The sequence below is a fragment of the Lentibacillus juripiscarius genome, from assembly GCF_042685205.1.
GTDB lineage: Bacteria > Bacillota > Bacilli > Bacillales > Amphibacillaceae > Lentibacillus > Lentibacillus juripiscarius.
In genome coordinates this window covers 62,152-76,299 of the sequence record NZ_JBHUNA010000020.1, presented here as the reverse complement: position 1 = coordinate 76,299, position 14,148 = coordinate 62,152, and the positions used below count along the sequence as shown (strand labels likewise).

The 14,148-nt window shown below is 40.7% G+C and carries 10 protein-coding genes and 1 riboswitch; of the genes, 3 read left to right on the top strand and 7 right to left on the bottom strand.

From position 1 onward, the window contains the following. Window positions 1-78 precede the first annotated feature (78 nt). Window positions 79-1,080 carry a proline racemase family protein gene (locus ACFSUO_RS09305; protein ID WP_382393561.1) on the bottom strand — a complete coding sequence of 334 codons (1,002 nt, stop codon included), beginning with the start codon at window positions 1,078-1,080 and terminating at the stop codon, window positions 79-81. A gap of 131 nt (window positions 1,081-1,211) precedes the next feature. Here ACFSUO_RS09305 and ACFSUO_RS09300 point away from each other — a divergent pair, with 131 nt between their 5' ends. Beyond that, entirely contained in the window at window positions 1,212-2,321 is a 1,110-nt protein-coding gene (locus ACFSUO_RS09300) for a M24 family metallopeptidase (protein ID WP_382393357.1), read from the top strand. A gap of 282 nt (window positions 2,322-2,603) precedes the next feature. Here the strand turns inward: ACFSUO_RS09300 and ACFSUO_RS09295 are convergent, their stop codons facing one another. From ACFSUO_RS09295 to ACFSUO_RS09275, 5 genes are all read right to left on the bottom strand, one after another. Further along, window positions 2,604-3,944, bottom strand: coding sequence for a purine-cytosine permease family protein (locus ACFSUO_RS09295; RefSeq protein ID WP_382393355.1), 1,341 nt, complete (start codon window positions 3,942-3,944; stop codon window positions 2,604-2,606). A 172-nt stretch (window positions 3,945-4,116) separates the two neighbouring features. Further along, window positions 4,117-4,434 (bottom strand): cupin domain-containing protein, encoded by a 318-nt coding sequence (locus ACFSUO_RS09290; protein WP_382393353.1) that lies wholly within the window; start codon window positions 4,432-4,434, stop codon window positions 4,117-4,119. Between the two features lie 19 nt (window positions 4,435-4,453). Beyond that, on the bottom strand, window positions 4,454-6,187 hold the full coding sequence (locus tag ACFSUO_RS09285; protein ID WP_382393351.1) for a hydantoinase B/oxoprolinase family protein: 1,734 nt from the start codon (window positions 6,185-6,187) through the stop codon (window positions 4,454-4,456). Beyond that, window positions 6,188-8,233, bottom strand: a complete 2,046-nt coding sequence (locus ACFSUO_RS09280) for a hydantoinase/oxoprolinase family protein (protein WP_382393348.1) — start codon at window positions 8,231-8,233, stop codon at window positions 6,188-6,190. It abuts the gene before it with no gap. A 31-nt stretch (window positions 8,234-8,264) separates the two neighbouring features. Beyond that, complete coding sequence (locus ACFSUO_RS09275; RefSeq protein WP_382393346.1) at window positions 8,265-8,807, bottom strand: helix-turn-helix domain-containing protein; 543 nt, start codon at window positions 8,805-8,807, stop codon at window positions 8,265-8,267. 332 nt (window positions 8,808-9,139) lie between these two features. On the opposite strand from ACFSUO_RS09275, the gene ACFSUO_RS09270 reads away from it, so the two are divergent. Next, window positions 9,140-10,132 carry a DNA-methyltransferase gene (locus tag ACFSUO_RS09270; protein ID WP_382393344.1) on the top strand — a complete coding sequence of 331 codons (993 nt, stop codon included), beginning with the start codon at window positions 9,140-9,142 and terminating at the stop codon, window positions 10,130-10,132. Between the two features lie 2 nt (window positions 10,133-10,134). On the opposite strand, the gene ACFSUO_RS09265 is transcribed toward ACFSUO_RS09270, so the two are convergent. Then, window positions 10,135-11,430, bottom strand: a complete 1,296-nt coding sequence (locus ACFSUO_RS09265) for an NCS2 family permease (RefSeq protein ID WP_382393342.1) — start codon at window positions 11,428-11,430, stop codon at window positions 10,135-10,137. A gap of 347 nt (window positions 11,431-11,777) precedes the next feature. Beyond that, a riboswitch (purine riboswitch) is annotated at window positions 11,778-11,878 on the bottom strand. A 150-nt stretch (window positions 11,879-12,028) separates the two neighbouring features. On the opposite strand from ACFSUO_RS09265, the gene ACFSUO_RS09260 reads away from it, so the two are divergent. Next, on the top strand, window positions 12,029-14,083 hold the full coding sequence (locus tag ACFSUO_RS09260; RefSeq protein WP_382393340.1) for a thioredoxin domain-containing protein: 2,055 nt from the start codon (window positions 12,029-12,031) through the stop codon (window positions 14,081-14,083). Window positions 14,084-14,148 lie beyond the last annotated feature (65 nt).

The window sequence follows — 14,148 nt, the reverse complement described above, 5'->3', positions numbered from 1 at the left end:
ACTTTCAGTAACACTTTAAACATCAAGCCAAATGTGTAAAATTTTAGACACTACTGCTTTTATAGATAGGACTAAGTGTTATAACAAAAATCCCTCGGGCATAGCGTCTCTAGCATCGATTACAAACTGATGAAAACCAGTAACTTGTGCTGTACCCGCAACTTTGGGAACAACTGCATCGTAGTTTTGTACTTTTGTTTCCTTGAGCACCTCACTTTGAAAAACACCCCCCGTAATACTTTCGTGTAAAAACGGTTGACCTTTACTCAACTCACCTCTTGCATACAACGTTGCAACTCTGGCACTTGTCCCTGTACCACATGGTGAGCGGTCAATTTGGTGATCAGCAAAGATTGTCACATTTTTCAGGTAAACGCTTTCATTAGAGGGTTTGTCTGAAAAAATAACCCCATAAATATCCGTCAAATCTTCTTGGAGTGGATGCTGTACAGCAAGGTTTGTTTCAATATAATGTTTTATTTCCATTCCCAGAGATTGCATTTTTGGTAGATCATCACTGTTCAACTGTAAATTTACTTTGACACTGTCAACTATTGCGTAAAATGCTCCGCCAAATGCGATGTCAACATGAACTGTCTGTCCATTTACCTTTACAGAATAATCTGTTTCATAAATGAACGAGGGAACATTTTCGAACGCTACATCCGTTACTTTATGCCCTTCACATATTGCATAGGCAACAACTTCCCCTGCCGGACTGTCAATAATAAATTTACGTTGATTATCCTTCACCTCAAATTGCCCCGTTTCTACAACCATCGTAACGACTGCTATAATGCCGTGCCCACACATCGTACTCCAGCCTTCATTGTGTAAAAATAATACACCAAAATCCGCATTTCCCGTTGCGGGTGGAGTAATGATGCAGCCATACATTCCATGATGCCCGCGGGGTTCATTCATCAACGTTTTTCGAAGCCCATCCAAATGTTCCATACAGTAAGCTCGTCGTTCAGGTTGTGTTTTTCCCTTGATTTCGGGTAGTCCTCCTGTAATAATTCGTAATGGTTCGCCAGCAACATGTAAATCTACTGTAGAAATGAAACAGTTAACATCCAAATTCTTTCCCCCCAAATGTATTTCTGTTAAATTATTTTGCAATTTTTATGCCAAGTTTGAATTTTGTTAATAGTTTTGGTGGTACAATCTTTGCATGTTATACTTGAAGTAAACTATATGGAGGAATTCTTATGGCAATTGATTACCAAAAAAGGTTAACTGCAATTCAACGTGACTTGAAGGAACAGAATATCGATGTAGCGATAATTACGGCACCGGCTAATGTTTTCTATTACACTGGTTTCAATTCTGATCCGCACGAACGTTTTATGGCATTAGTGTTAGATAATCGCAACCAGAGATTATCGTTATTTGTGCCTGCATTAGACGAACAAATTGCTACCGACGAATCATTCGTAAAAAATATCATTCCCATTTCCGATGAAGAAGACCCTTTTACGAAACTTAAAAATGAACTTGGAGCAACCTTTCAGCATTTCGGGTTGGAAATGAAAACAGTCAGTATGTTTCGTCATAACCAATTAAAGAATGTCTTTCCAGATGCTTCTTATTCCGATATACAGCCTTTGATAAACAAACAGCGGCTTAAAAAATCCCGGGAAGAGATTGTCTATCTGCAAGAAGCAGTTACGATTATTGAAAACGTTTTGAATGAGGGGATTAAGAAAGTAAAGGTTGGGATGACGGAAGCGGAGCTGGCTGCTGAATTGGAATATCTTATGAAAAAATTTGGTGCTGTTGGCCCATCTTTTTCTACTATTGTTCTTGCCGGTGAAAAAGCTGCGTTACCACATGGGAGACCAGGAAAACGTGCATTTAAGAAAGGTGACTATTTACTGATCGACTTCGGTGTTATAACAAAATCCGGTTACTGTTCGGATATCACAAGAACGTTTATTATCGGAGAAGCAACCGAAGAACAGAGAAATATCTATGACATCGTTCTTCAATCCAATCGAGCAGGTATCAATGCTGTAAAAGCAGGTATTCCACTTAAAACATTTGATATTGAAGCAAGAAAGGTAATTATAGAAAATGGATATGGTGACTACTTTAATAACCGTGTTGGACACGGGCTCGGCATAGAAGTGCACGAAGAACCGTCCATCCATGAACATAATGATCAAATCGCTGAAAAAGGGTTACTGTTTACAATTGAGCCCGGCATTTACATACCTGATTATGGTGGTGTACGTATTGAAGATGAGGTCTATATTAATGAGGATGGTGCTGCAGAAGTATTGACTACTTTTCCTAGAGACATGCAAATCTTGAAATAAAAAAACTGATCTATCAAAGAAGAAGGTTAAGAGCAGCCTTCTTCTTTTTGTGAGATGCTGTATCAGCAATGTGATTACCAACAATATTTCCAGCCACGTACTTTGTCCATGCTTACTCAGAGGATATGTGCGCTAACAGTAGTTATACATACGTAGAATGTTCAATACATAAAGACACACCCTAAATGTCCAGGGTGCGTCTGTATAACCAAAATCCCACCATAGGATATCCATTCACATATTACCAGCAGTCCAATGTTATTCGTTCTTTAAACACAAGAGTTAATTTGCTTCTAATTTGGTATCAATATCATCGTTATCAACATAGTGAGTAAAATGATCCGGAGCTACCCGCGCTTTCAGTTTCATCGCTATATAATAAACTACTCCCGTAACAATTAATGATTGTACGGCTGGTATTCCGATAACAGTCACATACTGCGTCAAATAACCTACTAAAGTCCCCACTGCCATCGCAATGGTTGCCATCCAGTTCCATCCGTGATTATCTTTCCAAGTCTGTTTTCGGATAAAAAAGAAGTCGACCATCATTACACCTGCAATAGCAGGATATACGATTGCTGTCATATTCAGGAAGTCCATAAAGTAATCTAGGATCCCTGCAAGCGCTACAATAATTGCAAGTAAAGTTCCCCCGAAAGTGAGCAGTGCTCTTCCTTTATTCGAATTAACATTAAGCATATTGGAAAGGGCCAGTCCCATGCTGTAATTGTTCACCAATTGGCTTGTCCATGTTGCAAACCATAAAATTAAAAAGCCCCAAAAAGGAAATCCTAAATTCATCATCACATTAACGATGTCAGCATCCCCTACCCCTACAGACATAACTGCTCCAACCATAAATAATGGAAATCCTACAAGAACAATACCTGTTGGAATCAGTGTATTATCCTTAATTGTTGGCTTTGCATAGCGGGTATAGTCAGCCGCTATCACCCACTGCGAAACGTTTGCACCGATAATAAGACTAATCGCTGCTAGAATTCCAATTGTGGGTTCCGGATCCCAACTGGTTATTGATTCCAACCCATTACTATCTAAAGCAAAATAAATACCGGCAACAACTAATAACAAACCTGCAGGAACCGCAATATAATCCGTCCACTTCATCGAGCTATAACCAATAATTGATGGGATAGCGAATAGCAATCCTGCTATTGTTGTAATCAATGCCCACATTCCCCATTGTGATGTATAATCAACACCTAACATTGCGGAAATTGCGTTTCCAGCAACCGACGTCTGTACAGCCCACCAACCAAGTGAAACAATGAAAATAGTTAAACCAACAATAAATCGTGCTTGTTTTGCTCCAAAGCTGGTACGTGCAATGACCGAAGAGGCTCTGCCTGTTTTCGCTCCTATATAACCCTGTAATGCATTCCCAATCCACTGAATACCAAATAAAGCGATGATTAATATAAAGAAAATCTCGCTAAGGCCATAGCTTCCTGCCAAAGTTGCTCCCACCATCAAAACAGGAATCGTAAATTCTAGTCCGCCAAAAATCATAGCGGGAGTAATCCAATGTTGTCTTTTATCATCTGGTATGGCCTGCAATGCTTCATCTTTTTTAATATTACCTGCATTCTTTTCACTCATTTAATTGTACACTCCTTTTTACATGTATGCTTTTATGTGCATCCTAGGAGTTCGTTCACATACCATGAATTAATATAAACAGAACCGACTCCAACAATAATGGCAATTTTCTGAATTAAAAAAGTGTAAATAGTAGTAGAAAAGTTAAACTTTTCTACTACCTGTTTTCACTTCATTTTTCCTTCACAAGCGCCCAAACAATTTTACATGGCTCTTCACCCGAATTTATAGCCCAATGTTGTTCCCCGGCAGGAATAAAAGTTGCATGTGACTCAGACACCCTAAAGGGAGTCCCTCCGCTTTCGCCTTCTATTTCCCCTTTAATAATAATAGAGTATTCATTTTCTTCATGTTTAGATAAACCTTTCTTTGGCACTCTTTCCCCAGAAAGAATTGTGACAGTGCCAAACCTCACATCAATATCGTTATATTTTTCTTCAAACAATGTTAATAAACCATTATTATCAAAACCGTATTTATTTACCTCCATTTAGAGCCACCTTTACAAATTACTTTCTAATATCCAGTTCTTGATACTCGAACGTTTTTGGATCAACCCTAACACCAAATAAGGTCTTTGCTTCATCCACAGAGTAATATTCATTTTTTACATCACTTACAACTTGTTTTGCTGGTCGTTTCAGCGGATCTCCATATCCACCGCCAGTTGCAGTCATTAATTTTAGAACATCATCTTTTTGCAACTCATAACGTGGATAAACACCGTATGGACCATCTACTTGCCCATTAGCTTTATTAACATAAAATTCGTTAACGGAACCTTCTAATCCGCCTCCTGTTCCCCATAAGCGATATTGGTTACGTCCAAAGGTGATGGTAGCTTCCTGTCCATCTGTGAGAGCCCGATACGATCTGATAACACCCTTGCCACCGATATACTCACCAGCTCCAGTACCATCAATCCTCAAACTATATTCATCAATCATCACACCATATCGTGTTTCTGCAACTTCTACTGGAACATTGTAGGTTTCACCATCTAAAATACAAAACTGCCCACTTGCTCCGTCTTGGCCATTAGCTCCTCCCCATCCGCCAACAGAAGGTTCTACAATCAAGAAAGGTTCTTTAGTATCTTGGTGTGAACCAGTTAGTGTAACAGAACACACTGATAGCAAATGAGCTGCTGCAAGCCTATGTGGTATATGTGGAGCCAATGCTTTCCATATTAAATCCGTGCATCCAAGCATTGTTTCAAAATAGTTCGACGTAGGAGCAGGTCTTTCCGCTGACATAATTGATTTTTCATCAGTAATAATTTTTAACGGTCTAAATACGCCATCATTTACATTTTGATCAGGGTTTGTAATTGCCAAGAAAATGGTTCTAACAGCAGATGCGAGTCCTGTATACGAACAATTGACAGGGCCGGGAACTTGTGCACTGCTGCCTCTAAAATCGCAAACAAATTCGTTATCTGTTACTGTCACTTCAACTTGGATAGGGAATGGGCCATTGCCAATACCATCCGTTTCTACAAAACCTTCCGCTGTATACGTGCCTTTAGGCAGCTTTGCAAGCTCCTGCCTTGATATTGTTTCACCATGGTCTAATTGGCTATCAATTGCTGATAGTACTGTATCTTTACCATGCTTCTCGCAAATTTCCTTAACCCTTCTTTCACCTGTTTTAAGCGCTGCCACCTGTGCCCACATATCACCGAGGGATAACTCAGGAAAACGAACATTCGATCGTATGATCTCAACGAGCCCTTCATTTAATTGGCCCCCATCGTACAATTTAACAGATGGAAATTGTAATCCCTCCTGAAAAATATCCCTCGAATCATTTGTAAATGAACCGGGGTCTTTCCCACCAACTTCTGTCCAGTGTGCTTTATTCGCGGAAAAAGCGATAAGCTCATTCTCATAGAATATAGGCATAACTAATCCAACATCTGATAAGTGGGAACCTCCCCCACCATAAGGGTCATTAATGATAATGATATCCCCTGGTTTTAACTCACCTTTATCATCGTATTTTTTCAAAGTTTGCTTAACCATGTAAGAAAGCATTCCAATAAATCCAGTAACTCCGTTACCTTGAGTTAACAATTGACCTTTTGAATCCGTTAAACCACTTGCATAGTCCAATACTTCATAAATAATTGGACTCATTGAAGTTTTTGCCAAGGCTATAAACATTTCATCTCCAGTAGCAAGTAAAGAATCTTTTACAATCTCCAGTGTAAATGGGTCAACTTTTGTCTCATTCGCAATCATTTATCTCGCCCCCGTTTCGATTATTAAATTTCCATAACCATCCACTTTCAAAGTTTGGCCTTGATAAAGTACAGTAACTGCTGCTTTTTCTTCAACAATTGCAGGTCCCTGAATCGTTTCGTTCGCCGGCAGCAATTCTCGGTTATAGACATCTGTATGGACCCACCCTTTTGGATTCTCAAAGTAAACTTCTCTAGTTTCTATTTTGGCGTCTTCCAAGCTTGTACTTGTTTCCCTTTTCTTAAATTCAGGCTTTTCAACTTTGCCAAAGGCTGTAACATGCAAATTAACAATTTCTGTTTCCGTATCATCAAGTCTAAATGTATAGTTTTGCTCATGTAACTGATGGAAAGTCTCGACTATTTCTTGCAAATGTTCGCCCGACCAATCACCATCTGGTACAGGTACTTTCACTGTATGTTCTTGACCAAGGTAACGCATATCTGCATAGCGATTGAACACAACCTCTTCTTTAGCAATACCTTCATTATTAAATTGCTCATATGCTTCATTGTCAATCTGTTCCCACTGCTCAAAAATTTCATTTTGTTCAAGACTATTCAATCGCTTAATAAATGTTTTTATATAATCATGACGAAGATCACTCATCAACATTCCCCATGCAGAAAATACTGGTGATGCAACAGGGATAACGACTTTCTTGACTCCCAATTCTTTAGCAAGGGCAGGAGCATGCATTGATCCGCCACCACCGAATGCAACTAATGTGAAATCCTGAGGGTTATGCCCTTTTCTGATTGAGATAAGTTTAAGTGCGTTCAACATATTTGAATTAGCGATACGGATAATACCAAGTGCCGCTTCCTCAGCAGTCATATCAAAGTGAGCTGCAATTTTGTCCTGAATGACTTCTCTTACCAAGTTTAAATCAACATCATAGTCAAAATTATCAGCTGAAAGGCGGCCAGTTATCAGATTAGCATCTGTCGTTGTAGGCTCCGTCCCACCTTGACCATACGATACGGGTCCGGGGACAGCTCCAGCTGACTCGGGGCCAACTTTAAGAGCGCCAGCTTCATCCAGCCAAGCTATTGATCCCCCACCATTGCCAATTTCCACAATATCAACTACTGGTGTTTTAATCGGATAGCCTGCATTCCGATCATTTCGTTCAATATAATAATCAGTAGAAACCTTCACTTCACCTTTTTCAATGAGAGAGCATTTTGCCGTGGTACCTCCAATATCAAATGCAATCATGTTCTCTTCACCAATAAGGTCCCCAAGTACAGCTGCACCATAAATTCCCGCAACAGGCCCAGACTCTACCATGTTAATCGGAACTTTTTTAGCCTCTTCAAATGTGGTTGTACCGCCATTTGATTGCATAATAAAATTCTTACTTCCAGTATTTAAATCTGCCAATTTGTTTTCTAACCTATTCACATATGAGGTTGCTGCTGGTTGAACATAGGAATTCAATGCGACAGTATTTGTTCGTTCATACTCACGCCATTCCTTTGTAACGTCATGTGAGGCAGATACGGAAACCTCTGGCCATAACTCTTTAATTAATTCAACCGTCTTTTTTTCATGATCCGGATTTGCATAGGAGTGCAAGTAAGCTACAGCTATTGCTTCCACACCTTGCTGTTTGAAATAATCTACTATATCTTTTACCTGTTCTTTGTCCAAGGGGGTGAGAACTTCCCCTTTATAATTAAGCCGTTCATTTATTTCCCTTCGCAGACTTCGTTCGACGAACGGTTCAGGTTTTTTATAGCGAATATTAAATAAATCTGGACGGTTTCCCCTGGCAATTTCCAGAACATCCCTAAACCCTTCTGTCGTAATTAATCCAGTTTTTGCACCTTTCCTTTCTGTTAAAGCATTAATAATCACAGTGGTTCCATGGATAAATGTAGACATGGCTTCTTTATTTACGTTGCTTTTTTCCAATATATCAATAACACCTTGTTCAAAATTTGGTGGTGTCGTAGGACCTTTGGCAACCTCAATCTGCCCACCATCGTCAACATATACCATGTCTGTAAATGTCCCTCCAATATCTGTTGCAACTCTCATATACTCCACCCTTCCTATATAAATTAATTTTTCAAAAAATTATTGGTGTCAACACACTCAACAATACTGCCTCTTCATTCATAGGGTTTTTCCACTCATGTACTTTTTCAGAAGGAAAATGAATGGAATCACCTTTATTTAAAATGTACTCCTTTTCCTCAACCCTGAATATAATGGTTCCTTTTATGACATGATAAAATTCTTCTCCCGGATGGCTGTACCTTTCAACAAACAGTTTGTTTGGAGGCACCGTAACTAGCATAGGTTCCATTTTTCGCTCCGGAAACTTTCCAGCCAAACGGATGTGCTGGACATTGGAACCCTCTAGTTTGAAAGGTTTTTGTTCCGATTCACGAACTGCAAAATTATAATTTTCAATCTCCCTAAAGAAATAAGTGATGTTAATGTTAAAAGCATCTGAAATCTTCTTCAAAGATGTTATAGCAAGTGATGAGTTTCCCCGCTCAATCTGAGAAAGAAAACTTACAGAGAGTCCCGTCTCCTCGCCTAAATCCTTAAGAGTCATTTCCTTTTCTAATCTTAAACTTTTAATCTTTTTACTAATATCCTCCATTTATCCTTTATCCCTTTTTCTCTCATAATTTTAATTAGAGTGGAATTTTTTCACCTCCATTTAATTTTTTATAATTTTAACATAACATTTATATAAATGAAAGAAAAATTTAATATATTTTAAAGTTACGAATACTATAGTCTAGAAACAAACCTAGATAAAACAGGTCAAGGTCTGATGCATTAAAATATTTTTCAGGTCTGGCAAACAATTAAAACTTGATCTATTTCGGTTGGAAAGTTATCTCCAGCCTTCTTCTTTTTGTTATAATGAACCCACACGTACCACGAAACAGACAATCAACGTCCGGCATAGGGAGGGGAAAAATATAAATGGATAAAGAATTGCGGCTGGATGCAATTTGCGGTGATGTTCTTGAGGAACTAAAAAAAATAGAATCAGCTTCGGTTAATCTGATTGTGACGGACCCGCCCTATAATTTAGCTAAGAACTACGGGGAAACAATGGACAATCTTGATTTTGATGCGTACCTAGACTTTTCCAGAAAGTGGATCGGTGAGTGCAAACGCATCCTGAAAGATAATGGGACCATCTATGTATTTATGGGGGTCCGATACATATCCTACATTTATATGATCATGGAACAGGAACTGGAGCTGGAGTTCAATTCGTGGATCACGTGGCATTACACACAGGGAATAGGGAAAACAAAAGGATTCAGTCCGCGGCATGATGATATCCTTATGTTTACAAAAAGCAAACAATTCAATTTTTACCTGGACCATATCCGTATCCCGCAAAAATATTACCGAAGCCGAAACAACATGCGCGGGGCCAATCCCGGCAATGTGTGGGAATTCAGTCACATCCATTACAGCAACAAAAACAGGCAGACTCATCCCACCCAAAAGCCGGAGGGACTGTTCGAACGCATGATTTTGGCAAGTTCCAAACAGGGGGATACCGTACTTGATCCGTTTGTCGGCAGCGGTACAACAATTCGGGTTTGTCAGCAGACCGGGAGAAACGGGATTGGCATTGACGTGAACAGCCAATATATCGACTTGACACGCGAGCGGCTGAAGCAGGAATTTAACGGGTTCGACAGCATTGACGTTCGGCTAGCACGCGTACCGAATGATTTGAATGATCAGGAGGTGCGAAAAGCCTATATCAACAATCACATTCAATGGTTTTTGGCGAATCACGATGATGCCGTCGATACCTTCATCACCGCTGTCAAAGAAAAATATGCACATAAAATGGATGAGGAAGAACTGAGCGAATTGGATAACCTAGTAAAGGAAACTAGGCAAAAGATAAGTGAACCGCTGGAAAATGAAGCATCCGGCAGCATAACCTGATTCTAGGCTACAAAAACAAAGTATAGAATGAATAACAAGCAAAGTACGTACATAATCGGGTGAATTTCTTTAAAACGTTTTTGTGCCAGTAAAGATAGTGGGTAAAGAACAAAGCCAAATGCAATACCTGTTGCTACACTAGAGGTAAGGGGCATCATGATAATCGTCATGAAAGATGGGATCACAATTTCCAACTTACTCCAGTTTATTTCACTTATTTCCATCGCCATTAACGCCCCTACAATTATTAATGCAGGTGCTGTAACCTCGGCAGTAATAACTGCAAGAACAGGTGAAAACAATAAAGAAATCGCAAAACAGACAGCAATAATGACAGACGTAAATCCTGTTCGTCCTCCAACTGCAACACCGGCTGAAGATTCAACACTGGTGGCAGGGGTTGATGTCCCCAATATTGCTCCAACAACACCGGCTGATGAGTCAGCAAGCAGCGCCCTTCCAATGTTTGGAATTTTATTGTTTTTCATAATCCCCGCTTGACTGGTCAGTGCAATTAATGCTCCAGCTGTATCAAAGAAGGCTACAAATAAAAATGTGAAGATGACTGCTAATAATTCAGGGGTGAAAATATCATTAAAATGTAAGAACACCTCGCCAAACGTTGGTTCCATACTTGGTATTTTTCCAACGATGGATGAAGGAACGTTAATCAACCCGACGATCATCCCAATAATAGTTGTAATCGCTATTCCGTAAAAAATTCCCCCATTGATCCCCTTCACTATCATAAATACTGTTATGATGAGGCCAATAACAGCTAGTGCAGTCATGGGAGATGTTAGGTCCCCAATCGTAACAAAAGTATCTTGGTTGGAAACAATAATTCCTGCATTTTTTAACCCGATAAATGCGATGAAAAATCCTATTCCAGACGCAATGGCATATTTTAAATCCTGTGGAATAACATCAATAATCTTTTCCCTGATTTTCATTAAACTTAATAACGTGAAAATGATTCCAGCAATAAAGACACCGGTTAAAGCTACTTGCCATTTCATGCCCATCCCGATACAAACGGAAAAGGTAAAAAATGAATTCAATCCCATACTCGGTGCAATAGCTATTGGATAATTAGCAAGTAAGCCAATAAGCAGGGTACCGATGATAGCAGTAAGAGCAGTTGCGGTAAAAACAGCACCCCTATCCATCCCCGCTTGGCTAAGAATTAGTGGGTTTACGACTAAAATATAAGCCACAGATAGGAAAGTTGTCAGTCCCGCTAATGTTTCCTGTTTATAGGAGGTATTCCGTTCTTTAAGTTGAAAAAAGTTTTTCATGATGTTTGTAGCTCCTGTTTTCTTAGGTTAATCGCTTTTTTCGCATGGAGTGTTATTATTTAGCCCGCAGCCCGTATACACTTCGCTTTCCGCGGGCGAGTGGCAAGCCTCCTCGGGCAGAGCCCTGTGGGGTCTTGCCTATCTCGCACTTCCCGCAGGAGTCTTCATGTATACGGGCTGCTCAGAGGGTATATAGCAGTTATTACTTCGTTGCATAGGTTAAGGAATAACCATGGATAATTCTGTAATTAGGTTCCCACAACCATCCCATTTTACTTTCTTATGTTTTAAAAAAACTTTGGCTACAAGCATGCCAAAGTTTCATCTGCAAAAGGAATGAAAAATATCATCTATTTTCCATTCCTTGTAGACAAGCTATTTAGGGTAGCTGGTAGAAACGTCCAAGCCGTATTCTTGAACTTATACAAGGTATACTATTTTTTACAATAGAGGAATAATAACAAGTTTACATCAAGACGTCAATGGAAAATATTCAGCAATTCGAGAGATGCTTTTACCCCCTTTCTTATTTATTTTAAAATGAAGATGGGTAACATAATAAGATACACACATATGCAAAGAATGGAGGAAATGATCAATGGTGTCTGAACATAAACCATCTAATAAATTAATTGACGAAAAATCCCCGTACTTACTCCAGCATGCACATAATCCAGTTTACTGGTACCCTTGGGGGGATGAAGCATTTCATAAAGCAAAACAAGAAAACAAGCCAATTTTCCTTTCGATCGGATACTCGACTTGTCATTGGTGTCATGTTTTAGCGCATGAGTCATTTGAAGATAACGGAGTGGCTAACTATCTAAACGACCATTATGTTTCCATCAAAGTCGACCGGGAAGAACGTCCGGACATTGACTCTGTCTACATGAAAGTTTGCCAAATGATGACCGGGCAGGGTGGCTGGCCGTTATCGATTTTCATGACCCCGGACAAAGTTCCCTTTTATGCCGGAACGTATTTTCCACGGGAAAGCAAATATGGCATGCCAGGATTCATGGAAGTGATCACCCAGCTCCATGAAAAATACAAGCAGGATCCCGAACACATTGCAGAAGTCACCGAAAGCGTTACCGATGCACTTGCTAAAACGGCAACGGCCAAAAGTGAACACCGGCTGACCAAGGATATGACCGACAAAGCGTTCAAGCAGCTCGGCAATCGGTTTGATGCCACGAACGGCGGATTCGGCAGTGCGCCAAAATTCCCGGCACCGCATCAATTGTTGTATTTGCTGCGGTACTACTATTTCACCGGTAAAACGGCGGCACTGAAAATGGTCGAGAAGACGCTTGATGCGATGGCGAATGGCGGTATTTTTGACCATGTCGGGTTTGGCTTTTCACGTTACTCGACAGATGAAAAATGGCTCGTTCCTCACTTTGAAAAAATGCTCTATGACAATGCCCTGCTTCTGATGGCATATACGGAATGCTATCAGATTACGAAAAATGAGCGGTACAAAACCATCAGCGAACAGATTATTACCTTTGTACTGCGGGAGATGCACGATTCGGAAGGCGGATTTTATTCGGCCATCGATGCGGACTCAGAAGGGGTTGAAGGCAAGTATTACGTCTGGGATTATGATGAAGTAATGGAAATTCTCGGTGAACAGCTGGGCACTCTGTACACGTCCGTTTACGGTATCACCCCTGAAGGCAATTTTGAAGGAAAAAATATTCCGAACCTGTTGCAAACTGACTTAGAGGCGGTGGCATCGGAGAGCGGCCTCACTAAAGGTGAACTTCACCAGAAGCTGGAAGAAGCACGGAAACGATTGCTCACCGCTCGTGAAAAACGTGTCTATCCGCACGTCGATGATAAAATCCTTACGTCATGGAATGCCATGATGGTCGCGGCACTGTCAATAGCTGGCCGTGTTTTTGCTGAACCGGACTATACTAAAACAGCCGAGGAAGCAATGTCCTTTGTGGAAACGAAGCTCATCCGGGATGGCCGGGTAATGGCGCGCTACCGGGATGGTGACGTCCGATATAACGGCTATTTGGACGACTATGCCTATTTAAGCTGGGCCTATGCGGAACTGTTTGAAGCGACTTTTTCCGTGAAGTATTTGGAACAGACGCGCTGGCTGGCTGACCGCATGATTGATTTGTTCTGGGATGATCAAGAAGGTGGCTTTTTCTTCAGCGGCCATGACAGCGAACAGCTGCTATCAAAGGAAAAAGAAGTATTCGATGGCGCGCTCCCATCCGGAAACAGTGTGGCAGCCGTCATGCTAGCGAAACTGGGGCACTTAACCGGCGAAACCGCATACCTTGATAAGCTTGAAGAAATGTATGCGACGTTTTATGACGATGTCCGCCAGGGAACAGCAGCAAGCACGCACTTTATACAAAGTCTGCTACTTTCGGAAAACCCGTCAAAAGAGGTCGTCATTATAGGCGAACAGGATGCATTTACAGCAGATCTTCAGCAAGCATTTTTGCCTGATGTGGCCCTGCTGGCGGGGGATGACCCTGAAACGCTGGCCAAAGCAGCACCGTTCACATCCGGCTACCGGCAGATGGACGGCCGTACGACGATTTACGTCTGCGAAAATTTCACTTGCCACCAGCCGACAACCGATGTGGAAACAGCGTGGACATTCATTTGGAGTGATCGCTGATAGAAACGAGGGCACGGGGCTGAACGGGTTTAGGTATAGGCAAGATATTGTGACGTGAAGGGGCA